Below are 22,320 nucleotides of genomic sequence, written 5' to 3'. Positions count from 1 at the left end.
CTCGACCACTCCGCATGGAGCTGGAGTTCCTCAACAGGCATGCCGAGCGGGCTGCAACAAACTCTTGATTCGTTGCAACACATGTGAGTATGTTGCAGGGCATGAGTAGTCCCGGTCGCACCAGCGTTCTCGGCAATCAGGCACTCGACCTGGCGCGGCGCAAGTTCCTGGCCGGCGACCGGCTCGATATGCAGAAACTCGCCGCCGAACTCGGAGTCGACCGGTCGACCCTGTTTCGCTGGGTCGGCAATCGCGATCAGCTGCTGGCGACCATCCTGTCGGCGCTGGCCGAACCGACCCGCCAAGCCGCGCTCGCGGCGACCACTCGCACCGGCGCCGCCCGGATCGCCGATGTGACAGGAACATTCGCGCAGGCCTTGATCGACGCGCCCTACTTTCGCACGTTCCTGCGCCGCGAGCCCGAGCGGGCGCTGCGCCTGCTCACCACCAAGGACAGTTCGGTCCAGCACGAAATCGTTGCCGCCATAGAGCGTTTGGTGCAGCAGGAACTCGACCGCGGTCACCTCATCCATCCGATGTCCGCCCACGATCTGGCCTACCTGATCGTGCGCATCGGCGAATCGTTCATCTACGCCGATCTGATCACCGGAGAAGACCCCGACGCGACCAAGGCCGCCCTCGCGGTCGCGGCGCTGCTGGGCGATCCGGCCTATACACCGAAAGGCACTTCCGTATGACCGTGAGCGGGCAATGCAGCCCTGAATTCGATGAGCTGAGAACCCTTTTCGAGCAGAACCTCACCTCCGGCGAGGAGCTCGGAGCCTCGATGGTCATCGATATCGACGGCGAGATCGCGGTCGACCTGTGGGGCGGATATATCGACAGCGAACGAACCCGGCCCTGGGAACCGGACACCATCACCAACGTCTGGTCCTCCACCAAAACGGTCACCAGCCTGGCGGTGCTGATGCTGGTGGATCGCGGACTGCTCGACGTGCACGCACCGGTCGCGAAGTATTGGCCCGAATTCGCCGCCAACGGCAAGGAACACATCGAGCTGCGCCATCTGCTCTCGCACACCTCCGGCGTCTCGGGCTGGGAACCGCCCTTCGGGCTCGACGATCTCTACGACTGGGAGTCGGCCAGCGCACGCCTTGCAGCTCAAACACCGTGGTGGGAACCGGGAACCGCGTCGGGCTACCACGCGCAGAACTTCGGTCAGTTGCTCGGGGAAGTGGTTCGCCGGGTCACGGGCAAGACCCTCGCGCAGTTCATCGCCGAGGAGATCGCCGGGCCTTTGAACGCCGATTTCCAGCTCGGCGCACGTGAGACCGATTGGCCGCGCATCGCCGATGTCATTGCCCCGCCGCCGCTTCCGTTCGATCTCACCACGCTGCCCGAGGACAACCTGCTGCGCAGAACCCTCGGCTCCCCGCTTCTCGAGGCGGAGGCCGCCAACACCGCGCCATGGCGGCGCGCGGACCTGGGCGCCTACAACGGTCACGCCAATGCCCGGTCCCTCGCGCGCATCATGTCCGTCATTCCGCGCGGCGGAACTGTCGACGGCATCACGTTGCTGAGCCCGGCCACCATCGATCTGATCTTCCAGGAGCAGAGCAACGGGCCCGATAAGGTGCTGGGCGTCCCGCTACGCTTCGGCATCGGATACGGTCTGCCGAACCAGCTCGGCGTCCCCTACATCCCCGACGAGCGGATCTGCTTCTGGGGCGGCTGGGGTGGCTCGATGGTCGTGATGGATGTGGATCGCCGCATGACCATCACCTACGCCATGAACAAGATGGGCACCGGCCTCGTCGGCTCGGCCCGCAGCGAGGCGTATCTGCGCACGATTTATGGACTGATCAACGGCTGATCCGTCACCACCGCATCACCGGATGATCATCGCCGGCTCTATCCGGAATCATCGGCGCCATTTTCGAGCTACAACCCGTTCTAGGCTGATCTCAATCGTTTTCGACCGCACTACCATTGCCGTGCAGGCGCACGGAATTGCCTGGGAGACAGTAGGTCTCGCGCGGCAGTAGTGGTGCGGGCCACCTTACGACGGATTGGGACATCGAATGGAATTCCGCAGCACCACCGCGGCGGCCGCGCTGCTCGTCGGCGCAGTGACCGCCGGCGCGGGGATCGCGCACGCCGAGCCTGCCGCCCCGGCCGATCCGGGGATCCGGTACTCGCTCAAGGTGATCGACAAGACCGTCGTCGCCACGCTGCGGGGTGCGAAGTTCGAGCTCGGCGAGCAGGACGGTGCGACGCCCGAGGCCGCGAAGATCCCGGTGGCCAATATCAAGGACGAGACCGGTGCGACGGTGGTGTCGATGCCGCTCGACTACCGGGTCGGAGACGTCCCGATTCCGGTCACCGCGATCGCGAAGAACGATGACACCGTCCTCGAGATCACCCCGACCAAGCCGGAAGGCCTGCAGCTCTCCGGCCAGCCGGGCGCACTCGAATCGATCGCCTCGCCGGAAGAAGACCAGAAGGCGCTGAACGAATTCAGCAGCAAGCTGTCGGTCGCCAGTCAGGTCGGCGCATTGGTCGGCGGCATCATCGGTTTCGCCGTCGGCTGCGTCGCCACCATCCCGCTCGGCTGCATTCCCGGTGGTGTCGCCGGAGTGCCGGCCGGCGGAATCATCGGCGGCTTGGTCGCGGGCGGCCCGACCTTGATCGCCGTGGGTATCGACCTGCTGAATACCTGGCAGGCCGCGCCGGGCACCTCCAAGTGGGCGGGACCGCAGCCGCAGCCCGCGCCGCAGAACTGACCCGCGGGGCCAGCTCTTTAGAGTGAGGCCCGTGAAGATGCCCGAAGACCTCATCAAACTGCTGCACCGGCCCGCGCTCTGCTACCTGGCCACCTCCATGCCCGACGGGTCGCCGCAGCTCACCCAGACCTGGGTGGACACCGACGGCGAGCACGTACTGATCAACAGCGTGCTCACCCACGTGAAAACGAAGAACATCCAACGCGATCCGCGCGTGGCGCTGACGGTCACCGATCCCGATCAGCACCACCGCTACTTCCAGATCCGCGGGCGCGTACTGGAGGTGCGGACCGAGGGCGCCACCGAGCACATCGAAGAGCTCGCCCAGCGCTACCTCGGCGGCCCGTACCCCTGGTACGGCGGCCGCGACCAGGTCCGGGTCATCTTCGTCATCGAGCCCGAGCGCATCAGCGGCATCTGAGCCCCTCACTACAATGCACCGGTGACCGTGACGCGTCGAATCTCGGTAGTGGGTACCTCGGGATCGGGAAAAAGCCGCTTGGCGCACCGCATCTCCGAGGTCCTCGCAATCCCCCACATCGAACTCGACGCCATCCACCACCAGGCCGGCTGGACACCCATGCCCAAGGACGAGTTCCAGGCCGCCGTCGCCGACCGGCTCGCGCAGGACGCTTGGGTGGCCGACGGCAACTATCACGGCAAGCTCGGCGACCTGGTGTGGACGCGCGCCGACACGGTCGTCTGGTTCGATCTCCCCCGCCGGGTCGTCATGCGGCAGATCGTGAAACGCACTCTCACGCGTGCACTCACCGGCCGCGAGCTCTGGAACGGCAACACCGAAAACTGGCGAAACATGCTGTCCCTCAACCCCGAACGCTCAGTGATCATGTGGGCCTGGAAAACCCACCCCGAGAACCGCGCACGCTACCTGGCCGCCCAGACCAACCCCGCTTACCGGCACATCACCTTCATCCGCCTACGGTCCCGCCGCGACGCCGCCGCGTTCATCGCCGCCGAAACTCGAGCGGGATCCATCCGATGATGAAGAACAGCAACCCGGCAATCGAAGCCGTCTGCACCAGCAACTGTCCCATCGCATCACCCCACAGCGCACCCACACTGACCAGCGACCGGACAAAGCCCGCCAGCAGCAATCCGCAAACAACAACCGCGGCAACAACCCTGCGCTTGGTCCATCGTCTCCGCGGCGTCTCCCCCGCGATCGTCACCAGCCCGACCGTCAGCAAGGCCAGCAGGCCCGCGAGGATGCTGGCCAGCCCCAGCAGGTGAGTCGCCGTCAGGTCCCGCCAATCCTTACTGACCGCCAGCCTGACCAGCGCAGCGCCATACACTCCCGCCACCCCCAGCGCAGCGACCATCCGGATCTTAGGCCACCGCATCCCCGAACCATCCGCCACCACAGATCCCTCCCCCTGAACCAACACCACGACCCTACAAGCCCCTTGGCTCAGCACAAGATCTCCACAAATCCGTCGCCATCCCCGCACCTCCACCCGATAGCGTCAGACCTCGTACCGTGAACCTGCGGTAGGGGGAGGAAACACTGTGCGGCCGATACTCCGCAATCTCGCGTGGGCCCTGCTCGGCATCCTGATCGGCTCCGCCATCGTGCTCGGCGCCCTCTGGTACCTCTCTTACGGCGCGCCGGCCAAACCCTGGCAGCCGACCCGACGTGGGACGGAATCGTCCCCTTCATCGTCAACTGTCACTCTGGAACGACCTGCGACCTCACCAGCATCCCCGACCAACACCGGGCCTGGCAGTCAACGGAAAACCGGGCGCCACCATCTATTCCACGCCCCACCCCATTCTCGCCGACCTCCACACCGGCGATCACCTCACGTGCACCGTCCACGTAGACGTTTTCATGTGGGGCCAAGCCGCCAACGACCCCGAACCAACGATCACCGTCGAGAACTGCCACCGCCCATAACCGTTGCGGTCCAGTCACTTCCGCGTCGGCGATGGCGTGGTTGCCCATTGGTGGGTGGTGCCTTGGTGGAGGGTGGCGTAGATGCGGTCGCGGAGGTTGTTTGCTTCTTCGTCGGTGAGGGTTTTGTCCAAGCGGCGCAGGGTTATTCGGATGAGGAGGTTCTTTTGGGTGGGGTGGGCGCCCAGGCGGTGGAGGGCTTGGGGTGGGAGGGTGGCGCAGTGGGTTTCGGAGAGGATTTCGATGGATTCTATGGGGTCGGCTTGGGGGCCGAGGGCTTCGCGGATTCGGTCGCCTAGGTCTTCGGCCACGTCGGTGGGGGCTACCGCTATGGAGAGGTCTCGGCGGATCGCTGGCATGGAAGAGATGGGGCGGTAGGCGGAGAGATCCGTTAGTTGGGAGGCGATGGCGGGGGTAGAGGAACGGAGGATGCGGATGTCGGGGATTCCTTTGAGGAGCATCAGCATTCGGTCCAGGCCCAGGCCGATGGCCAAGCCGCTGTGGGAGCTGTCGAGGCCTGAACGCCGTAGCACTTCGGGGTTGGCCAGGCCGCATTCGGCTATTTCGATCCATTCACCGTGCTGTTCGACGTCCACCTGGTGGCCATGCTGGGTGTAGGGGTGGATTCGGGGGTCCAGGCGGTATTGCGCACTGGGGAGCAGGGCCTCGATGACTGCGGCGATCATTTCTTCGAGGTCGGCGGTGGTCATTTGGTTGCGGGTTATGCGCCACAGGTCCAGTTGGTGGGGGGTGCCGGTGTGGAGGCGGTCGATGCTGTCGCGGCGGTAGACGATTCCGGGGCATACCAGGAGGACGTCGGCGGCGGGGTGGGTGGAGAGTTCTCGCAGTGCGGCGGGAATCATTGCGCTGGAGTGGCTGCGGAGCATGTGGTGGTCGTGGACGTAGCGGGTGTAGCGGGTATCGCGGGTGACGTCGTCGGGGTGGTAGCCGAGGTTGTCGTAGTTGTCGGCGATGGTGACTATGCGGTCGCCGCGGTGGTGGCGCACTTCGCAGCCCCATTTCCGCGCGAGGGCGTCGACGATGCGGTCGACGATCAGTTGCAGGGCGTGGGGGCCGGCGGTGGGGTCGGTGAGGTCGCGGATGGTCAGGTCGTGGGCGAGTTGATCAGCGGAGAGGTGGGCAGACATGGCGAGCTCCTGGGTGAAGGGCGGTCGAAGGGGTGCGGAAACCCCCGAGCCCTCGAGACAGATGCTGCTGCGGGTCAGCTCGCTGAACGTGGCGAGATTCGGCCCCGGCGGCACCTCGGGAGGGCGCGGGGGCCGAGAAATCGGTGCGTACGCACGACGATGGCCACACCTGGGATCCTAGCCACGGCGGCCGACGCCTTCCACCGAATTGTCTTGCGGCTAGCCTGCAATCACCGCTGAGGGATCGAGCGGGGCACAGAGAGCTCCAGGAGTCGGACGGAAAGACAAGTCCGAGAACTTACCGATCGGAATGAATCCGCACACGGTATTGACTCGCCCCGATCCAAACCCTGTCCGGCGCACCCGCTCCGGGACTACGGGCTGGGCTGGGGCAGCTTGACATCGCAGTTGGTGACCTTGGGATTGGCCCCGGTGTAGTTGAGCGGACCGGCCAGGATGGTGACCGCGATGGTGCCGGCACTGGCGCAATTGGTGGACGCGTTGTCGTAGTAGTGCCGCTGCCCGGCGGCCACGGCGCCGATGATCAGCCACACCACCAGCAGCAGGGTCACCACACTGCCGAGCCGCACGCCCCCTCGCACTCTGCTGTCTCCATAGATCATGTCGATCACTCCGTCTGTCGATTCCGGACATTCGGGTCATCCGGATCTGCGGTGGCGATACCCGCCCCGACCCCGGGCAAACGGTGGCGACGCACTCCCGTACCGGCGGTTGGTGATTCAGAGCTGGTTGTTCCACATGCGGAACATGCGGCGCTTGGCCCGCTTGTCGAAGGTCACCGTCCACAGATTCGCGAAGGTGCCCAACTCCCGATAGCGGCCGATGCCGTCGATGGCGGCCGTATCACCGTTGATGGTGAGGATCTTCCACTCGAATTCCCACCCGCCCTGCTGCCATTGCCAGCGCGAGCGCCATCCGTCGACGATCGCCTCGCGCCCGGCCCAATCGGTCTGATAAGGCCATTCGTGATACTCGGCCGCCGGGGTGAACAACGCGGCGATGTCCTTCTTGCTGTTGCTGGTCCAGGCCCGCACATACCCGTCGACCCAGTCGCCTACCTGCTGTTCGGTCACCATCGCAGTTCCGCCCTTCGGAGTCGGTCCGGCGGCCGCGTGCTGTGCCGCCCGGTGCCGTCAGGATGTCTCCTGGAGCAGGCGGGTGGCAGGGCGCGTCTTCCTGGGTGCCCGGTTCCTAGGAACGGTGGGTGGTCACCAGTCGGTGGTGCGGCGGCGGATCACGCGGCTCCAGTCGCGATCCCAGGCGGTGGCGCGGCGGCGGGCCAGCAGCCAATCGGCGGCCCGAAACAGGATCAGGGCGCCGCAGCAGATGGCGGCCAGGATCAGCATGCCGATCTCGATGCCGTGGGTGCGGGCGTCGTGCACCGAGCGTGGCGGCCAGGTCTGGTGGCCGGAGGGATCGACCCAGATCCGCATGGTATCGCCCTTTTTCGCACCCGCGGGCACATCGATGGTCGCGGTGTAGGGGTGACCGTTGGCCGTCCAGGTGACGGCGGTCGCGGGCTGCACCACCGGCACCCGCTGATCGACCGGAAGCATGACCGGATCGGCGGCGATCGTGGCCGTGACGGCCGATTTTCCGCTGTTCTGTGCGGTAATGCGGGCCGCGGCGTGCGCGGCCGCGGTGCTGCCGCAGAACACGCCGATCGGCACCGCCGCCAGCAATACCAGCAGCAGGAACAGGCGCAGCACCCCCTCGACGCGATCGGATCGCCGCATGAGCCGGTTGCGGCTCCACGGCGCCGTACGCAGCACTCGCCGCATCCTCGACGGATACCCTGCCATCTCGATCGCCTCCCGCTCCGGCGCGCCGACCATCCACCACCGGCCTACCCGCCGGTGCGGCAGTGAAACAAGTTTCCTACCAGTATGATTCAGCGGCGCCGAATCAGGCGCCGATCGGGCTCTTCACCACAGACCACTGGGTCACGGGCAGGTGCGGGCGCCAGGAGGTGAACCCGCCGAGCGGTTCGGCGCGATAGACCTGGAAGCGACGCAGCTCCCCGCCATGGGCCGCGGCCAGCCGCAGCAGCAGCGATTCCGATTCGGCGGTCACCGCATTGGCCACCAGCCGCCCACCCGCAGGCAGGCGCTCCCAGCAGGCTTCGAACATGCCGTCCTGGGTCAGTCCGCCGCCGATGAACACCGCGTCCGGGGCGGGCAACGCGGAGAACTCGGCCGGGGCGGGTCCGCGGACCTCGACCTGCGGGACGCCCAGCGCCGCGGCGTTCTCGGTGATCTGTTCGCGGCGGCTGTCGAGGCGTTCGAAAGCGACTGCGCGACAGCTCGGGTGCGTGCGGCACCATTCGATGGCGATGGTGCCCGAACCGCCGCCCACATCCCAGAGCAGTTCACCGGCGGCCGGTGCCAGGGCTGCCACGGTCAGGGTGCGGATCTCGGACTTGGTCAGCTGACCGTCGCCGCCGTACACCGAGTCCGGCAGACCCGGGAGCCGGCTCAGGCGCGGGGCATCGGCGCTGCGGACGCATTCGATGGCGACGATATTGAGCGGATCCCCCGCCGCCGCATCCCAGTTCGCCGCGAGCCCGGAGGCGATGTGTTCCGCCGGTCCACCGAGCTGTTCCAGGACCGTGAGCCGCGATTCGCTGAAACCATTGTGCGACAGCAGATCCGCCAGCCGGGCAGGTGTGTGCTCGTCGGGGCTCAACAGCAGAATCCGGCGGCCGTCGGCTAATTCGGGCAGTACCGTCTCCAGTCGCCGCGCGACCGCGCTGACCACCGGCGTTTCGGCCAGTGCCCACCCCAGCCGTGCGCAGGCCAGGGCGGCCGAGGACGGCTGCGGCAGCACCCGCAATCGGTGCGCGCCGACGAGTCGGGTCAGTGTCACGCCGATCCCGAAGAACATCGGATCACCGCTGGCGAGCACGCAGAGCCGCTGTCCCGCATACCGTTCCAGCAGACTCGGCAGCGCGGGCACCAAAGGTGAGGGCCACGCCACCCGTTCGGCAGCGCTCTCCTCCGCCGGAACCAGCGCCAGCTGCCGCTCCGACCCGAAAAGCACCGCCGCCCCGGCGATCTCACGCCGGGCCGGCCCACCGAGACCGTCCCAGCCGTCCGCCCCGATCCCCACCACGGCGATCGGGGCACTGTCGCCGTGCGACGGCACGCTCATCGCGGCGCCCGCCGCCACAGCGACGGTGGCACCAGATGCATGGCCAGGAACACCAGCCGCAGCGCGCGCGGCACCACGGCGGTGCGAGCGCGCCGATACAGGCCCGCCACCACGGCATCCGCGACCTGATCCGGCGTGCTGGACAGCGGGGCGGGTTCCATCCCCGCGGTCATACGGCCGATCACGAATCCGGATTGCACCAGCAGCAGGTGAACCCCGCTGCCGTACAACGCATCCTGCAGCCCGCGCGCGAACCCGTCGAGCCCGGCCTTGGCCGAACCGTAGACGTAGTTGGCGCGCCGCACCCGGATCCCCGCGATCGAGCTGAAGACCACGATCTGCCCGTCGCCCTGCGCACGCAGTAAGTTAGCCAGACTGGTCAGCACGTTCACTTGTGCCACGAAATCGGTGTGCACCACCGCCACCGCATGCGCCGGATCCTGTTCCGCGCGCGCCTGATCCCCGAGTATGCCGAAGGCCAGCACCGCCACGCCGATGCGCCCGTGCTCGGCGATCACCTTCTCCAGCAAGGGCTGATGGCTGCTCAGGTCGTCGGCGTCGAATTCCATGCAGTGCACGGCCTTCGCCTCCGAGGTCACCAGCTCGCGGACCTGTTCCTGTAACTGATCACTGCGCCGCGCGGCCAGAATCACCACCCGGCCGGGCGAGAGTCGCCGCGCCACCTCGAGTCCGATTTCACTGCGCCCGCCCAGCAGCAGTACGACGCCCTGGTCGACGTCCCGCGATCCGAATGCCATGGCCCACAGTTTGCCATCCGCGCGGGTCGGATAGCGTCGGGATATGACCAGTACCGCCGCGCGCCCGCGACTGTCGCCGGCCGCCGAGGAATTCCTCGCCGAACGCCACATCGCCACCGTGTCCACGCTGCGCGCGAACGGCACCCCGCACATGGTCGCGGTCGGCTTCACCTGGGATCCCGAGGCCGGGATCGCCCGCATCATTACCGACCGGTCCACGGTGAAGGTCAAGAACGTGCGCCGCACCGGATACGCCGCGGTCAGCCAGGTCGACGGCGCGCGCTGGCTCACCCTGGAGGGTCCGGCCACCGTCCTCGAGGACGCCGACTCGGTCACCGCGGCCGAACAGCGCTACACCGGGCGCTACAAGACCCCGCGCGAGAACCCGACCCGCGTGGTCATCGCCATCACCGTGACCCGCGCGCTCGTCAGCCAGCGGCTCAAAATCGCGGACTGAACCGGGTCCGGTCACCGAATCTCGCGGCGACCGACCAATTTCCGGCGCGAGCCCCGTCTACCTTCTCGAATTCATCTGATCAGAGAAAGGATTCGGCCATGGTCGGGCTGGACGATGTCATCGGTAAACACATCACGAGCGGCGCGCTGCCGGGCGCGGTAGCGCTTGTCGCGCAAGGCGATCGCTACGAGGTCGCCGCGGCGGGCCTGGCCCACGCGGGCGGCACGGTACCCATGGCGCCCGATTCCATCTTCCGGCTGGCCTCGCTGACCAAGATGGCCACCGCGGCCGCGCTCATGATGCTGGTCGACGACGAGACGCTCGGCCTGCACGATCCGGTCGCGCTGTGGCTGCCGGAACTGGCCCACCCCATGGTGGTGCGCACCCCGTTCAGCCCGATCGACGACGTGGTCCCGGCGCACCGGCCCATCACCGTGTTCGATCTGCTGAGCTCGCAGGCCGGGTATGGCTTCGCCTCCGATTTCACGCTGCCGGCCATGCAGGCGCTGTTCCCGGTCCAGCCCGACGGGCGCGAACCGCGGCGCTTCCTGCCCGCCGACGAATGGCTGGCCGCGCTGGCCCGCGTTCCCATGCTGTGCCAGCCCGGCACCGCCTGGCTCTACGACGTCTGCTCGATGTTGCAGGGCATCCTGGTCGCCCGCGTGTCCGGGCAGTCCCTGCCGGATTTCCTGGAGGAACGCCTCTTCGCGCCCCTCGGTATGGGCGACACCGGGTTCATCGCCCCCGCTGCCACTCGTGACCGGTTCACCAGCTACTACCGGGTGGGCGATACCGGTCTCGAACTCGCCGACGCGCCCGATGGCCAGTGGGCGAGTCCGACCCCGCAGCCGATGGGCAATGGCGGCTTGGTCGGCACGGCCGGTGACTGGCTGCGGTTCTGCCGTCTGCTGCTGGCCGACGGCGTCACCGAGGACGGCCGAAGGCTGTTGTCGGACAAGGCCGTCCGGCTCATGACCACCGACCACACCACGCCGCGCACCCGCGAATTCGCCGACCTGTTCCTCGAGGGCCAGGGCTGGGGTTTCGGCGGATCGGTGGACATCGCGCCACTGCAACCGTGGAACATCCCCGGCCGCTACGGCTGGGTGGGCGGCACCGGGACCACCGCCCACATCACGCCCGCCACCGGCGCCATCGGCATCCTGCTCACCCAGGTCGGTCAGCACAGCCCGGTGCCGGACCCGTGGATGATCGACTTCTGGCGCTACACAGCCGAATTCGCCGCGTGACTCACAACCGGGTGAGGCCGTGCGGGCGCGTGTTCATCGACTCGCAGCCGTCCTCGGTGACCACCACGATGTCCTCGATGCGCGCACCCCACTGGCCCGGGAAGTAGATGCCCGGCTCGATGCTGAACGCCATGCCCGGCTCCAGCACCAGGTCGTTGCCGGCCACAATGTAGGGCTCCTCGTGCACCGACAGGCCGATGCCGTGCCCGGTGCGGTGCACGAAGTACTCGGCCAGCCCGGCCGCGGCGAGCACGTCGCGTGCGGCGGCGTCCACCGATTCCGCGGTCACGCCCGGGCGGGCGTGCGCCACGGCGGCGGCCTGCGCCTTTTCCAGCTCGGCGAACTGCGCCGCCACTTCCTCGCTCGGTTCGCCCAGCACATAGGTGCGGGTGGAGTCGGAGTAGTAGCCGGGCGCGACCGGGCCGCCGATATCGATGACCACCACATCACCGTCCTCGATCACCCGCGGCGACACCAGGTGGTGCGGGTCCGCGCCGTGCGGGCCGCTGCCCACGATCACGAAATCGGCCTCCAGATGGCCTTCGTCGACGATGGCGGCGGCGATATCGGCGCCCACCTCGGCTTCGGTGCGGCCCGCGCGCAGGAACTCGCCCATGCGTGCGTGCACGCGGTCGATGGCCGCACCCGCACGCCGCAGCGCGTCGATCTCGCTGGGGTCCTTGGTCATTCGCAGCTGGCGCAGTACCGGGGTCGCCGAAACCGGCAGTGCGCCCAGCTGATCCGCGATCGGCAGCAGGTGCAGGGCGGGCATCACATCCGTAACGGCCACGCGCGCACCGGCATTCAGCACGCCCTTGACGATCCGGTACGGATCCACGCCGTCCACCCAGTCCAGGACCTGCAGTCCCAGCTCACCGGTGGCCGAATCCTTCAACTGGGCCAGTTCCATCTTCGGGATGACCACCGAGGGCGTCTCGCCGCTCGCGGGGATCACCAGGCAGGTCAGCCGTTCGAAGGACTGCGCCCCCGATCCGAGGAGAAACCGCAGGTCGGGACCGGGAGTGATGAGCAGGGCATCCAGATGCGCATTCCGCGCCAGCTCCGCCGCCCGCTCCAACCGCGCCCCGTAGACCTGCGCCGGAAACCGTGACTCGTCATGAGAGCTCATGCCCATCGACGTTACCCGGTCGGAGGGAGACGGTAGGGTCGAGGTCCATGAGCACCCCCGCCGCCGGACCGCTGCTGCTGCTCGACGGAGCCAGCCTGTGGTTCCGCGCCTTCTACGCCATCCCCGAGAAGATCACCGCCCCCGACGGGCGGCCGGTCAATGCGCTGCGCGGATTCACCGATATGGTTGCGGCACTGGTCAAACAGCATGCGCCGAGCCGGCTGGTGGTGTGCCTGGATCTGGATTGGCGACCGCAGTACCGGGTGGATCTGATCCCGTCCTACAAGGCGCATCGGGTTGCCGAAGAATCCGCGGGCGCCCCGGCCGGCGGCGTCGAGGCCGAAGAGGTGCCCGACACGCTCACCCCGCAGGTCGACATGATCATGGCGGTCCTGGCAGCCGCGGGCATCGCCACCGCCGGCGCCGAGGGACTGGAAGCCGATGACGTGATCGGCACCCTCGCCACCCGCGAGAACCAGGACGAGGTGATCGTCGTCAGCGGCGACCGCGACCTGCTGCAACTGGTGCGCGACACCCCGGCACCGCCGGTGCGGGTCTTCTATGTGGGCCGCGGCCTGGCCAAGGCCGAGCTGTGGGGACCGGCCGAGGTCTCGGCCAAATACGGTGTGCCGGAAGAGAATGCGGGCCCCGCCTACGCCGATATGGCCACCCTGCGCGGGGACGCCTCCGACGGCCTGCCCGGCGTCGCGGGCATCGGCGACAAGTCCGCGGCACAGCTCATCTCACGCTTCGGTTCGGTGGAGGCGCTGCGCGCGGCGGTCGTTGATCCGGAATCGGATCTCGCCAAGGGTGTGCGCGCGAAACTCGCTGCGGCCGACGACTATCTGAAGGCCGCCGCCCCGGTCGTCCGCGTGGTGCGTGACGCCGAGGTCGACTACTCCGGTCCGGATCTACTCCCCCGCACGCCCGCGGATCCGGATCGGCTGGCCGAACTGGCCGTCACCTACAACGCCGAAAACCCGGTCAAGCGGCTCATTTCGGCGCTGGCCAAGCGCTGATCAGCGCGGCGGCGCGATCGGCCAGGTCTCGGGCTTGCCGTCCACGCCGGTGATCAGCGCTTCGGTGTAGTAGCCGTTGACCAGCTTGTCCAGCGTGATGTGCGTCGGTGCGCTGGCATCGTGGCCGCCCGCGCAATTGGGCACGCAGACCCGGCTGTATTCGGTGCCGTCACCCTGCGCGGTATCCGCGCCCCAGCTGGTCCAGTTGATGTTCTTGACCCACAGCCCGCCGTCGCCGCAGGCCAGCAGCATGTCCGCGGGCTGGCTGACCGGCTTGTTCGCGGTGCAGTCGTTGACCACCGGTGTCGAATCCGCTTCGGCGGCACCGAGACTCGGCTGTGCGATGCTCGCGACCGTCGCGGCCACGGCGACCGCGACGCCCCAGCGGGCCAGGTGTGCAAGGTTTTTCATAGTTCCCCCGTAATACGGCAATGGGCGTCCGGATGACCCGCTGGGTTATCCGAACGCCCATCCGAGACGTTAACTGGGACGACCGACCTCATAGGTCCCGTCATCCTTGGTGATCTTGATAGTGACCTTCTTGGCCTCGCCACCCACCTTGAGGGTGCAGTCGAAGGTGTGGTCCACCTCGACCTTCTGGCCCGACGGGCAACTCACGTTCTGCACGTCGTCGATGCCGTAGGAATCCTTGAGCACCTTCGTGACACCGTTCTGCACGGCCGAGTTGTCCAGCTTGTCCTTCGACGTCAGCGCGAACACACCGACGACGACCGCGGCGATGACGATCAGGACCACCACGCCCGCACCGACGAACAACCAGGTCTTCTTCTTGCCGCCACCGGAGGCGGGCTGCTGCGGCTGCGGCCACGGCTGTCCCGGACCGGGCTGGCTCAGCTGCGGATTCCAGCCTTCCTGGCCGGGCTGCTGGGGCCACTGCGGCTGGCTCTGCTGCCAGGGCTGACCCGGAACCTGCTGCTGCGGTGCGCTCTGCTGCCATTCCTGGCCGGGCGCCGACTGCTGCCACTGCGGCTGACTCTGCCCCCACGGCTGACCCGGAACCGGTTGCTGCGGCTGGCTCTGCCCCCACGGCTGCTGCGGAGGCTGCTGCTGTCCACCCCACTGCGTGGTCGGTTCCGCCGGAGGCTGCGCACCCCACTGCGGAGCCTGCCCGGCGCCGGGCGCGGGCTGGCCGCTACCCCACTGCTGCGTCGGATCGTTGCGTCCCTCCCCTGTGCCAGGGGCGTCGTTCGGTCCATAAGGGCCGCTCATTGGCTTGCCTCCACTCGCATCCGTCTCACACACGCTACCCCCCGAGCGGGCGCACGCTCGTGAACCCACCGCGGTCGGTGTCCTTGGAATCAAATCACAGTCGTATGTCTCGCGCCCACACCTACTACGCCGCGTCGACAGCTACCACGCCGCGGCGAATCGCCCGCACCGCCTTGGATGCCGTCGCCGCCACCTCCACATCGTCGGCGGTGTTGTGGATCTGATCCAGCAGGTCGATCACCTGACGGCACCAGCGCACGAAATCGCCCGCGGACAGCGAATTTCCACGATCACCGCTGGCCAGCAGGGCATCGGCGAGATCATCGCCACGCGCCCAGGTGTAGATGCCGGTGACGAAACCGAGATCGGGTTCGCGGGTGGGCTGCAGGCGATGCCGGGCCTCGTCGGCACGCAGCTTCGTCCACACCCCGATAGTCGCATCCACCGCACGCCGGATGGGCGCGGTCGGACCGGACGCACCCAGGTAGCCGCCCTCCTGGCGGGATTCGAACACCAGGATCGAGACCACCGCGGCGAGTTCGGCCGGGCCCAGGCCACGCCAAATGCCTTGGCGCAGGCTCTCGGCCACCACCAGATCGGCTTCGGCGTAGATGCGGGCCAGGCGGCGCCCGTCGGCGGTCACCTCACCGTCCTCGACATAGCCGCGTTCGTCGAGCAGCCCGAGGATGCGGTCGAAGGTGCGGGCCAGCGAGTTCGTCGTGGCCGCGACCTGCTGGCGCATGGACTCGGTCTCGCGCTGCACGCGGTTGTAGCGTTCCCCGATGCGCGCCAGCTGTTCTCGATCGGGCCGGTCGTGCCCGGGGTGATTGCGCAGCGCGCGGCGCAGCGCCAGCAGCTCGTGATCGTCGGCGGCCTTGGACTTTCCGCCGTGCCGGCCCCGGCTCGGCGCGACCAGCCCGGTGCTGCGCAGCGCCGAGGCCAGATCCCGGCGCACCCGCGCGGTGCGGTGGTCCACATGCTTGGGCAGCCGCAGCCGGCCCAATGTCTGTGCCGGCGTGGGGAAATCGGCGGCCGAGACCCGGCCCGCCCATTTGTCCTCGGTGAGCACCAGCGGCCGCGGATCACCCGGTGTGGCATCCGGTTCCAGGATCACCGCGAGGCCTTGGCGGCGACCGGACGGGATCGCCACCACATCACCGCGGCGCAGCGTGGTGAGCGCGGCGACCGCGGCCTGGCGGCGATCGGTGCGGCCCTGGCGTTCGATATCGCGTTCACGGCCGCGAATGCGTTCGCGCAGTTGGATGTACTCGAGGAAGTCGTCATCGCCGAGCTGGGAGCGCAGTTTGCGCATTTGCGACTCGTTGCGTTCGATGCCGCGCACCAGGCCCACCACCGAGCGGTCGGCCTGGAACTGGGCGAAGGAACGCTCCAGCAGCGCCCGCGACTCCGAGGCGCCCATCCGGTCGATCAGATTGATCGACATGTTGTAGCCCGGGCGGAACGAACTGCGCAGCGGATAGGTCCGGGTCGAGGCCAGACCGGCCACCGCGCTGGTGTCGACCTCGGGCTGCCACATGACCACCGCGTGGCCCTCGACATCGATGCCACGCCGCCCCGCACGACCGGTGAGCTGCGTGTACTCCCCCGGCGTCAGCTCGGCATGGCTCTCGCCGTTGAACTTGACCAGCCGTTCCAGCACCACCGTGCGCGCGGGCATATTGATGCCCAGAGCCAGTGTCTCCGTGGCGAATACGGCCCGCACCAGGCCGTGCACGAACAGTTCCTCGACCGTGTGCCGGAAGGCGGGCAGCATCCCGGCGTGATGAGCGGCGAATCCGCGATGCAGCGCCTCGCGCCACTCCCAGTAGCCCAGCACCTCGAGATCGCTGCGCGGCAGGTCACCGGTGTGCTTCTCGATGATCTCGTCGACCCGCGCCCGCTCGTCGGGGCGCGAGAGGTCCAGTCGCGAGCGCACGCACTGTGCCAGCGCGCCATCGCAGCCCGCGCGGCTGAAGATGAACGTGATGGCCGGCAGCAGCCCTTCCTCGTCGAGGCGCGCGATCACCTCCGGGCGCGGCATCGGCCGGAACGAGCGCCGCGGCCCGCCCCGATGACCGGGCACCGCCCAGTTGTCCATGCGGTCGGTGGCCTCGCGGTGCTTGATGTAGCGCTGCAGATCCTGATCCACCATCACCTTGGCGTCACTGGACTTGGGATCGAACAGGTCGAACAGCCTGCGGCTCACCATGACGTGCTGCCACAGCGGCACCGGCCGGGTCTCGTCCACGATGACCGCGGTATCCCCGCGCACCGTCTCCATCCACGCACCGAATTCCTCGGCATTGCTCACCGTGGCCGACAGGCTGACCAGGCGCACTTCCGGGGGCAGGTGCAGGATGACCTCCTCCCACACCGCGCCGCGGAAGCGGTCGGCCAGGTAGTGCACCTCGTCCATGACCACATATGAGAGCCCGTGCAGCGCATCGGATTCCGCGTACAGCATGTTGCGCAGCACCTCGGTGGTCATGACCACGACCGAGGCGTCCGGGTTGATGGACTGGTCACCGGTGAGCAAGCCGACCGTCTCGCGGCCGTATCTTTCGGTGAGATCCGCGAACTTCTGATTCGACAGCGCCTTGATCGGCGTGGTGTAGAAACACTTTCCGCCGGAGGCCAGTGCCAGATGCACCGCGAACTCGCCGACCACGGTTTTACCGGCGCCGGTGGGCGCGCAGACGAGCACACTGTGCCCGCCTTCCAGCGCCGCACACGACTGCCGTTGGAACGGATCGAGATCGAATTTCAGTTCGGCGGCGAATGCCGTCAGTTCGCCAGCAAGCGACCTTGATGTCACTCGTCAGAGAGTATCCGAGTAATCCGACATGCCTCGAGTGGTTTTCTCCGGCGGTGTCGCGGCGACCGGTTCGGGCGCCTCGACCGGGCTCGGCGCATCCAGGCCACCGGGCTCGTACAGCGGGGACGCCTCGTCGTCGGAGAGGTTCGCCCATTCGGCGTTGCGGGCCTTGCGCTTGTCGTTGACGCGCGCGATCTGCACCGCCACCTCGAACAGCACGGTCAGCGCGAGGGCCAGCGCCAGCATGGAGATCGGGTCCTGCGGAGTCACGATGGCCGCGAAGACGAACAGGCCGAAGATCAAGCCGCGCCGCCACTTCGTGAGCCGCTCGTAGGTGAGCACCCCCATGAAGTTCAAACCGACTATGAGCAAGGGAGTTTCGAAGCTCACACCGAAGATCACCAGCAGTTTGATGATGAACCCGAAGTACTGCGAACCGCTCAGCGCGGTGATCTGCACATTGCTGCCGATGCCCATCAGGAACCGCAACGCGTGCGCGACCACCCAGTACGCCAGCACCGCACCGGTCACGAACAGCAGCGCGCCCGAGGTCACGAACGACAGCGCGTACTTGCGTTCCTTCGAGTACAGGCCCGGGGTGATGAACCCCCACAGCTGATACAGCCAGACCGGGCAGGCCAGCACGATGCCCGCGGTCAGACCGACCTTGAACCGCAGCATGAACTGCTCGAACGGCGCGGTCGCCAGCAGCCGGCACTGGCCGTCGGGGCTCAGATTCGCGCGCAGATGCGACGGCAGATCACAGTAGGGGCCGGTCAGCACATCGCCGAGGCTCTTGATGCCGAAGAACGACGCGTCGTACCAGATGAATCCGATGATGGTGGTGAGCGCGATGGCCGCCAAGGCGATCAGCAATCGGCGCCGGAGCTCCTCGAGGTGCTCCACCAACGACATGGTGCCGTCGGGGTTCGTGCGGCGCTTGCTGCGCCGGGGATCGAACGGAATGCGCATGGTGTGTGTTTATGCCTCGCTGCGAGTGAACGCCCCGGACCCGGACAACGACTCACCCGGGATGAGCACGGCTCATCCCGGGTGGTGCGAGGGCTCAGGCCTTGTGCTGGTCGTTCGGCTGCGGTGCGGCCGCGGGAGCGGCCGGCGGCTGGGCCGGAGGCAACTGCTGCGGCTGCACTGGCTGCTGGGCCTGCGCTTCCGGAGCGGCCTGGCCCGCGCTGCTGTTCTCGCCCGACATCTGGCTGACCTCGGACTTGAAGATCCGCATGGAGCGACCCAGGCTACGGGCCGCATCGGGCATGCGCTTCGAACCGAAGAACAGCAAGAAGATCAGCACGACGATCAGCAAGTGCCACGGGCTGATGGCGCCTGTCATTCCAATTACCTCCAAAGACTGTGGTGGGTTCGATGCTACCGGACCCGCATATAGCGAACGTTCTTGTCAACCCTTGTTTGCCGCGCCGCCACGGGCCGCGGCGCGCAGCTCGGCCAGCAATTCCGCGCCTGACCAGGTGCGGCGGTCACCGTTCTCCGCAGCTGTCACGAGTTGGACGAGCCTGCGGTTCACCGGTGTGGGCACATCGACCAAAGTGCCCAAGGTCACGATTTCGCCACAGAGCCAAGCGATTTCGGTCTTACGCCCCGCGGCCAGGTCATCGGCCATGGACGAACGGGCCACCGGATCGATGGCCAGCACCTTGCCGGCAACCCTTTGAAACATACCGTCTGGAACGGTCAGCAGTCGCGTCATGAGCTCGGGCGGGACCGGCGTGAGCCGGGCCGGGCGAATCCGGGCGTGCGCCATGACCGTCAGCGCCTCACGCTGGGTCAGGGCCAGGCAGCGGCGGTAATCGCGGGTGCCCAGCTCCTCGCGCAGCGGACGCCCGGACAGGGCATTGATGGGATTGTTCAGATTCAGCAAGAGTTTCGCCCACTGGATCGACAGCAGATCCGCGCGGCGATCGAAACCCAGCCCCGACGCCTTGAACACCGGCGCGAAACGGTTCAGCACCGGATCATCGGCGATCTCCACCGCACCGGTGGTGCCGCGATGGAAATGCCCGCCACCGTGCTGCACGACATTGAACATGACCATGCCGGCCAGCACCACGCAGGTGGGCAGGATCTCGCGGATGACCGCGTCGTTGCCGATGCCGTTCTGCAGGCTGATCACCACGGTCCCGGGCTTCAGCACGCCGACGAGCTGCTCGGCCGCCGCGGCCGTACCCGCGGACTTCACCGCGATGAGCACCAGATCGGTATCCCCCGACGGCTCGGTCGCTGTGTGAAAGGCCGTGGGCTGGACCCGCACATCGTGGCCGTCCAGATCGGTCAGGCGCAGCCCGTGCGCGTTGATCTCGTCCAGGATGCGTGGCCGGCCCACGAACGTGACGTCCGCACCCGCCGCGGCCAGTTTGCCCCCGACGAACACCCCGATACTGCCGGCGCCGAGCACCGTCACGCGAAAACTCAAGCGGGACCGACCTCCTCGAATCCCGGCGTCTGTAGGACGCCGTCCGCCGCCAGCTCCGCATACGCCGACAAGGCCGTACCGGAACGATCGCGCACCGCGGCCACCAGCTCCTGCGGGCCGAGCACGGTCACCCCCGCACCGAATCCGAGCAGCAGGCGCGCCATCCAATCCAGGGTGGCGAAGCGCATGGTGGCCTCGACACTGCCGTCGGGATGCGTGGTCACCCGGTGCATCGGATACTGATCCACCACCCAGGCGTAGTCCGGGCGAATCAGCAAGCGCGCCAACGGCACCGCCGGATCGTCCACGAACAGGTCCAGGGCCGCGGTCTCGTCGGTGGCATCGGCGGGCGGGCGCGCGGGCTCGTCGAGCTCGGTGGCCTCCTCGATGCGGTCCAGCCGGAACAACCGCACACCCTCGGCCTGGCGGCACCAGGCCTGCAGATAACTGTTGTTGTCCACCAGCACGATTCGGATCGGGTCCACCACGCGTTCGGAGACCTCGTCGCGGCTGGCCGAGTAGTAGACCAGGCGCAGCGCGTGCACGTTCTCCAGCGCCGAGCGCACGGTCGCCACCGAAGGCGCCTCCACCGGCACCGGCAGCGTCGGGCCCTCGAATTTCGTTCCGGAGATGGCGGATTCGATCTTCGCGATGGCCGAGTGCGCCGCGCTCGGATCGACCATGCCGGGCAGGTCCGCGATCGAACGCAACGCCACCAGCAGGGCCGTCGCCTCCGGGGAGGTCAGCCGCAGCGGGCGGTCGATGCCCGCGGAAAAGGTGACCTCGATGCTCTCCTCGGAGAAGGACAGATCGATCAGATCACCGGGGCCGTAACCCGGAAGTCCGCACATCCACAGCTGATTCAGGTCGGTCATCAGCTGCTTGGTGCTCACGCCGAGTTCCACGGCGGCCTCGGCGGCGCTGATGCCCGGATTGGCCTGGAAGTACGGGACCATGTTCAGCAGGCGCGCCAAGCGCACCGACAGCCGGCTGCCGGCCGCGGCGGCCGCGCGGTTCTTGCCGTCCGAGGGGCGGGTCACCCGTATCGGCTCGCTCATCGGGAGACCTCCGTCCGCTCCAGCACCGACTCCAGCCGGGCAATCACGTTGTCGCGCAACTCACGTGGCGCGATCACCAGCGCGTCGGCGCCCAGACCGGTGATGAGCCGGGCCAGCCAGTCGCGCGAGCGGATCGGCACCTCCACGATCGAGCCGGGCCGGCCGCCGATCACGCGGTCCTCCATGGTGGCGCCCATGCGGCGGATCTCCTGACCGCGGCCCTTGGCGACCCACACCGTGGCCGAACCGGTGATCGGGGTCTGCGCGGTCACCTCGGCGACCAGGGCGCGCAGGTCGATGTCCTCGGGCTTGTGCACGGTATTGGCCGGGCCGTATTCGACCACGTCCTCACCGATGCGCGAGATGCGGAACACGCGGGTGGCATCGCGGGCATTGTCGTGGCCGACCAGGTACCAGCGGCCGCCGTGGGTGACCACACCCCACGGTTGCACATCGCGTTCCACCGGATCGCCGTGCGACTGGCGATGCTGGAACTTGACCGACCGACCGGCATCGATGGCGGTGAGCAGCTTGCCCAGCACCGGTTCCGAACCACGCGTACGCGCCGGCACCGCGGGCACCGCCGCCACCCCCGCATCGGGTTCCAGATGGATGCCGGCCGCGCGTAGCTTGAGCAGACCGCCCTCGGCGGCCGCCGCCAGCTCCGGCGACTCCCACAACTGCACCGCCACCGCGACCGCGGCCGCTTCCTCACTGGTCAGATCGATATCGGGCAGTTCGTACGCATCCCGGTTGATGCGGTACCCCTCGACGCTCGAATATCGGCTCACCGGACCGATTTCCAGCGGAATCCCCAGATCGCGCAGCTCGTTCTTGTCGCGCTCGAACATTCGGCTGAACGCCTCGTCGCTCGCGGACTCCTCGTACCCGGCAACACTGTCCCGGATCCGCTCCGCGGTCAGGAACTGCCGGGTGGAAAGCAGCGCGATAACCAGATTCATCAGCCGCTCAACCTTGGATATCGCCACGGGATAGAGAGTAATGTGCGCCGCCGGACGACGTCGGGGCCGGTGCCCATTTCCCCACAGCATTCTCTGCCCTCCGCTGCCCTCCGCTGCCCTCCGGGCGGGTTCGCGGCCCTGAAAGTCTCGTTCTTCCCTCCCTCCGCTCCTCCGCTTCGCTCCCCCGCTCCACTCAGTCCAGACCGAGACGGGCCGCGAAC

Annotated in this window: 24 protein-coding genes; 8 read left to right on the top strand and 16 right to left on the bottom strand. The window is 67.7% G+C overall.

What is annotated here, in order from left to right; translation table 11 throughout:
* The first annotated feature begins 101 nt into the window (after positions 1 to 101).
* The 5 genes from ACH438_RS32065 to ACH438_RS32045 all read left to right on the top strand — a co-directional run bounded on the left by ACH438_RS32065 (position 102) and on the right by ACH438_RS32045 (position 3,747).
* Positions 102 to 698, top strand: coding sequence for a QsdR family transcriptional regulator (locus ACH438_RS32065; RefSeq protein ID WP_397012027.1), 597 nt, complete (start codon positions 102 to 104; stop codon positions 696 to 698).
* Complete coding sequence (locus ACH438_RS32060; protein WP_397012025.1) at positions 695 to 1,834, top strand: serine hydrolase domain-containing protein; 1,140 nt, start codon at positions 695 to 697, stop codon at positions 1,832 to 1,834. Before ACH438_RS32065 ends, ACH438_RS32060 begins: the two co-directional genes overlap by 4 nt.
* 208 nt (positions 1,835 to 2,042) lie before the next feature.
* Positions 2,043 to 2,744, top strand: coding sequence for a hypothetical protein (locus ACH438_RS32055; protein ID WP_397012023.1), 702 nt, complete (start codon positions 2,043 to 2,045; stop codon positions 2,742 to 2,744).
* Between the two features lie 37 nt (positions 2,745 to 2,781).
* Positions 2,782 to 3,165 carry a PPOX class F420-dependent oxidoreductase gene (locus tag ACH438_RS32050; protein ID WP_397012125.1) on the top strand — a complete coding sequence of 128 codons (384 nt, stop codon included), beginning with the start codon at positions 2,782 to 2,784 and terminating at the stop codon, positions 3,163 to 3,165.
* Between the two features lie 21 nt (positions 3,166 to 3,186).
* Positions 3,187 to 3,747 (top strand): hypothetical protein, encoded by a 561-nt coding sequence (locus tag ACH438_RS32045; protein WP_397012021.1) that lies wholly within the window; start codon positions 3,187 to 3,189, stop codon positions 3,745 to 3,747.
* Here the strand turns inward: ACH438_RS32045 and ACH438_RS32040 are convergent.
* The 7 genes from ACH438_RS32040 to ACH438_RS32010 all read right to left on the bottom strand — a co-directional run bounded on the left by ACH438_RS32040 (position 3,710) and on the right by ACH438_RS32010 (position 9,733).
* Positions 3,710 to 4,084, bottom strand: coding sequence for a hypothetical protein (locus tag ACH438_RS32040; RefSeq protein ID WP_397012019.1), 375 nt, complete (start codon positions 4,082 to 4,084; stop codon positions 3,710 to 3,712). The genes ACH438_RS32045 and ACH438_RS32040 overlap by 38 nt on opposite strands.
* Positions 4,085 to 4,673: 589 nt before the next feature.
* Positions 4,674 to 5,804, bottom strand: a complete 1,131-nt coding sequence (locus tag ACH438_RS32035; RefSeq protein ID WP_397012017.1) for a hypothetical protein — start codon at positions 5,802 to 5,804, stop codon at positions 4,674 to 4,676.
* A gap of 374 nt (positions 5,805 to 6,178) precedes the next feature.
* A complete protein-coding gene (locus tag ACH438_RS32030) occupies positions 6,179 to 6,427 on the bottom strand; it encodes a hypothetical protein (RefSeq protein ID WP_397012015.1) in 249 nt (82 codons plus the stop codon).
* Positions 6,428 to 6,544: 117 nt separating this feature from the next.
* Positions 6,545 to 6,901 carry a nuclear transport factor 2 family protein gene (locus tag ACH438_RS32025; protein WP_397012013.1) on the bottom strand — a complete coding sequence of 119 codons (357 nt, stop codon included), beginning with the start codon at positions 6,899 to 6,901 and terminating at the stop codon, positions 6,545 to 6,547.
* 132 nt (positions 6,902 to 7,033) lie between these two features.
* Positions 7,034 to 7,597, bottom strand: a complete 564-nt coding sequence (locus ACH438_RS32020; protein WP_397012011.1) for a hypothetical protein — start codon at positions 7,595 to 7,597, stop codon at positions 7,034 to 7,036.
* A gap of 133 nt (positions 7,598 to 7,730) precedes the next feature.
* Entirely contained in the window at positions 7,731 to 8,975 is a 1,245-nt protein-coding gene (gene cbiE, locus ACH438_RS32015) for a precorrin-6y C5,15-methyltransferase (decarboxylating) subunit CbiE (protein ID WP_397012009.1), read from the bottom strand.
* Positions 8,972 to 9,733: an SDR family NAD(P)-dependent oxidoreductase gene (locus ACH438_RS32010; RefSeq protein WP_397012007.1), complete on the bottom strand. Its 762-nt coding sequence runs from the start codon at positions 9,731 to 9,733 to the stop codon at positions 8,972 to 8,974. Before ACH438_RS32010 ends, cbiE begins: the two co-directional genes overlap by 4 nt.
* 43 nt (positions 9,734 to 9,776) lie before the next feature.
* Between ACH438_RS32010 and ACH438_RS32005 the strand changes: the two genes are divergently transcribed.
* Complete coding sequence (locus tag ACH438_RS32005; protein ID WP_397012005.1) at positions 9,777 to 10,190, top strand: PPOX class F420-dependent oxidoreductase; 414 nt, start codon at positions 9,777 to 9,779, stop codon at positions 10,188 to 10,190.
* A gap of 98 nt (positions 10,191 to 10,288) precedes the next feature.
* Positions 10,289 to 11,440, top strand: a complete 1,152-nt coding sequence (locus tag ACH438_RS32000) for a serine hydrolase domain-containing protein (protein WP_397012003.1) — start codon at positions 10,289 to 10,291, stop codon at positions 11,438 to 11,440.
* Position 11,441: 1 nt separating this feature from the next.
* Here ACH438_RS32000 and ACH438_RS31995 read toward each other — a convergent pair whose 3' ends face one another.
* Positions 11,442 to 12,569 (bottom strand): M24 family metallopeptidase, encoded by a 1,128-nt coding sequence (locus tag ACH438_RS31995; protein ID WP_397012001.1) that lies wholly within the window; start codon positions 12,567 to 12,569, stop codon positions 11,442 to 11,444.
* Positions 12,570 to 12,616: 47 nt separating this feature from the next.
* Between ACH438_RS31995 and ACH438_RS31990 the strand changes: the two genes are divergently transcribed.
* Positions 12,617 to 13,588 (top strand): 5'-3' exonuclease H3TH domain-containing protein, encoded by a 972-nt coding sequence (locus ACH438_RS31990; protein WP_397011999.1) that lies wholly within the window; start codon positions 12,617 to 12,619, stop codon positions 13,586 to 13,588.
* Here the strand turns inward: ACH438_RS31990 and ACH438_RS31985 are convergent, their stop codons facing one another.
* The 8 genes from ACH438_RS31985 to ACH438_RS31950 form a co-directional block, all read right to left on the bottom strand.
* The gene (locus ACH438_RS31985) at positions 13,589 to 13,999 is read right to left on the bottom strand and encodes a hypothetical protein (protein WP_397011997.1); all 411 of its coding nucleotides are present in this window, start codon (positions 13,997 to 13,999) and stop codon (positions 13,589 to 13,591) included.
* A 69-nt stretch (positions 14,000 to 14,068) separates the two neighbouring features.
* A complete protein-coding gene (locus tag ACH438_RS31980) occupies positions 14,069 to 14,818 on the bottom strand; it encodes a DUF4333 domain-containing protein (protein ID WP_397011995.1) in 750 nt (249 codons plus the stop codon).
* Between the two features lie 124 nt (positions 14,819 to 14,942).
* Positions 14,943 to 17,633, bottom strand: a complete 2,691-nt coding sequence (locus tag ACH438_RS31975; RefSeq protein WP_397011993.1) for a DEAD/DEAH box helicase — start codon at positions 17,631 to 17,633, stop codon at positions 14,943 to 14,945.
* Between the two features lie 3 nt (positions 17,634 to 17,636).
* Positions 17,637 to 18,605 carry a twin-arginine translocase subunit TatC gene (tatC, locus tag ACH438_RS31970; RefSeq protein ID WP_397011991.1) on the bottom strand — a complete coding sequence of 323 codons (969 nt, stop codon included), beginning with the start codon at positions 18,603 to 18,605 and terminating at the stop codon, positions 17,637 to 17,639.
* 94 nt (positions 18,606 to 18,699) lie between these two features.
* Positions 18,700 to 18,981, bottom strand: a complete 282-nt coding sequence (tatA, locus tag ACH438_RS31965) for a Sec-independent protein translocase subunit TatA (RefSeq protein WP_397011989.1) — start codon at positions 18,979 to 18,981, stop codon at positions 18,700 to 18,702.
* Between the two features lie 66 nt (positions 18,982 to 19,047).
* Positions 19,048 to 20,079, bottom strand: a complete 1,032-nt coding sequence (locus ACH438_RS31960; protein WP_397011987.1) for a 2-dehydropantoate 2-reductase — start codon at positions 20,077 to 20,079, stop codon at positions 19,048 to 19,050.
* Entirely contained in the window at positions 20,076 to 21,137 is a 1,062-nt protein-coding gene (locus ACH438_RS31955) for a helix-turn-helix transcriptional regulator (protein ID WP_397011985.1), read from the bottom strand. Before ACH438_RS31955 ends, ACH438_RS31960 begins: the two co-directional genes overlap by 4 nt.
* Positions 21,134 to 22,126, bottom strand: a complete 993-nt coding sequence (locus tag ACH438_RS31950) for a helix-turn-helix transcriptional regulator (protein ID WP_397011983.1) — start codon at positions 22,124 to 22,126, stop codon at positions 21,134 to 21,136. The genes ACH438_RS31955 and ACH438_RS31950 overlap by 4 nt, the downstream gene beginning before the upstream one ends.
* Positions 22,127 to 22,320: the final 194 nt, after the last annotated feature.

This window comes from Nocardia sp. NPDC020380 (assembly GCF_044386975.1).
In the GTDB taxonomy this organism is placed as follows: domain Bacteria; phylum Actinomycetota; class Actinomycetes; order Mycobacteriales; family Mycobacteriaceae; genus Nocardia.
The sequence above is the reverse complement of the archived record's forward strand: the minus strand, read 5'-3'. Positions and strand labels throughout refer to the sequence as shown.